Origin of the sequence: Allobaileyella intestinalis, assembly GCF_009695865.1 — a bacterium.
Classification (GTDB): Bacteria; Bacillota; Clostridia; order Peptostreptococcales; family Anaerovoracaceae; genus Allobaileyella; species Allobaileyella intestinalis.
This window is the reverse complement of sequence record NZ_VUNB01000010.1, coordinates 1-1659: the sequence shown is the minus strand read 5'-3', so window position 1 is coordinate 1659 and position 1659 is coordinate 1. Positions and strand designations below refer to the sequence as shown.

The window sequence follows — 1659 nt, the reverse complement described above, 5'->3', positions numbered from 1 at the left end:
TCTTGAAAACCATCTGGTCAAGTTCTCGACCTATTAGTATCAGTCAGCTGAATGAATCGCTTCACTTACACTTCTGACCTATCAACGTGGTAGTCTCCCACGGGTCTTACCTTTCGGAGGAAATCTTATCTTGAGGGGGGCTTCGCACTTAGATGCTTTCAGCGCTTATCCCTTCCATACTTAGCTACCCGGCTATGCCCTTGGCAGAACAACCGGTGCACCAGAGGTATGTCCATCCCGGTCCTCTCGTACTAAGGATAGCTCCTCTCAAATTTCCAACGCCCACAGCGGATAGGGACCGAACTGTCTCGCGACGTTCTGAACCCAGCTCGCGTACCTCTTTAATGGGCGAACAGCCCAACCCTTGGGACCTACTTCAGCCCCAGGATGAGACGAGCCGACATCGAGGTGCCAAACACCCCCGTCGATGTGAACTCTTGGGGGGTATAAGCCTGTTATCCCCGGGGTAGCTTTTATCCGTTGAGCGATGGCCCTTCCACTCGGAACCACCGGATCACTAAGCCCGACTTTCGTCCCTGCTCGACCTGTTTGTCTCGCAGTCAAGCTCCCTTCTGCCTTTGCACTCTTCGCGCGATTTCCGTCCGCGCTGAGGGAACCTTTGGGCGCCTCCGTTACTCTTTAGGAGGCGACCGCCCCAGTCAAACTGCCCACCTGACACTGTCCCGGTACCGGGTCACGGTACTCGGTTAGAATTCCAACGTTACAAGGGTGGTATCCCAACGGTGACTCCTCCAACACTGGCGTGCTGATCTCTTCGTCTCCCACCTATCCTGTACATCTAACGCCGAAACTCAATATCAAGCTACAGTAAAGCTCCACGGGGTCTTTCCGTCCTGCTGCGGGTAACCGGCATCTTTACCGGTACTACAATTTCACCGAGCCTATTGTTGAGACAGTGTCCAGATCATTACGCCTTTCGTGCGGGTCGGAACTTACCCGACAAGGAATTTCGCTACCTTAGGACCGTTATAGTTACGGCCGCCGTTTACTGGGGCTTAAGTTCCGTGCTTCGGTTGCCCTGACACTTCCCCTTGACCTTCCAGCACCGGGCAGGCGTCAGCCCCTATACTTCAGCTTTCGCTTTAGCAGAGACCTGTGTTTTTGGTAAACAGTTGCCTGGACCTCTTCACTGCGGCTCACTCTTCGTGAGCACCCCTTCTCCCGAAGTTACGGGGTCATTTTGCCGAGTTCCTTAACAATAGTTCGCTCGCTCACCTTAGGATTCTCTCCTCATCTACCTGTGTCGGTTTGCGGTACGGGCACCTTGAATCTCGCCAGCGGCTTTTCTCGGCAGCGTGAAATCAGTTGCTTCCGGCCTTACGGCCACCCCTTCACGCCTCAGCCTTACGACAGAACGGATTTGACCTGCTCCGTCAGCCTTGACGCTTGGACATGCTATACCAACTGCATGCTCAACTTATCCTTCTGCGTCCCCACTTCACTCAAACGATTCTTGGTGGTACAGGAATTTCTGCCTGTTATCCATCGCCTACGGCCTTCGCCCTGGGCTTAGGTCCCGACTAACCCTGAGAGGACGAACCTTCCTCAGGAAACCTTAGATTTTCGGCGGACAGGATTCTCACCTGCCTTACGCTACTCATGCCAACATTCTCTCTTCTATGCAGTCCAGATTTGCTT

The 1659-nt window shown here is 53.7% G+C and carries 1 rRNA gene; it reads right to left on the bottom strand.

Annotated features, from left to right (window positions below):
• Positions 1-13: 13 nt before the first annotated feature.
• Positions 14-1659, bottom strand: a 23S ribosomal RNA gene (locus FYJ66_RS09055); the annotation flags it as partial.